Here is a 578-nt window from a genome sequence, read left to right as displayed (position 1 = left end):
CAGCTTCCTCCATTTAGTATGTTCCAAAGCTCCGTTTCTGGCGACGAAGATGAAGAGGAGTACGACATCGATGATTCGCAAAGTTTATTAAACCTAGCCAAACGCCGCTTTCCAGAGAAAATCCTCCAATGGCATTATCGTTCCAAGTATGAGGATTTAATTAACTTTTCAAACCATGCCTTTTACCAAGGGCAAGTACAAATTGCACCAAATATTGAACCGTTACGAGAACCACCCGCCCTACAATGGAAGAAAGTCGATGGACTATGGGTCAATCAGTCAAATGAAATCGAAGCACAAGCGGTTGTCGAGCAAGTAAAACAGTTGCTAATTAATGACCCGAATAAAACCCTTGGTGTGATTACATTCAACGCCAAACAACAAGATAAAATTTTAGATATCATTGATAAAAGAGTTCAAGATGATCCAGAGTTTCAGGCACTGTATAATCAAGTGATGAGCAAGGATTTAGATGAACGTATTTTTGTGAAGAATATCGAAAATGTCCAAGGGGATGAACGTGATGTAATTCTCTTTTCCATTGGTTATGCGAAAAATGAAGAAGGGAGAATCTATAA

At 38.9% G+C, this 578-nt stretch carries 1 protein-coding gene; it reads left to right on the top strand.

Going from position 1 to position 578, the window contains the following annotated elements:
* Positions 1 to 578, top strand: a 578-nt coding sequence (locus tag SAZ04_RS21635) for a DEAD/DEAH box helicase (protein ID WP_332699556.1), incomplete at both ends; no start/stop codon positions are given.

This window comes from Halalkalibacter lacteus, assembly GCF_036663595.1.
In the GTDB taxonomy this organism is placed as follows: domain Bacteria; phylum Bacillota; class Bacilli; order Bacillales; family Bacillaceae_D; genus Halalkalibacter; species Halalkalibacter lacteus.
Note: the sequence above shows the minus strand (reverse complement) of the source record. Positions and strands in the feature narration are given on the sequence as shown.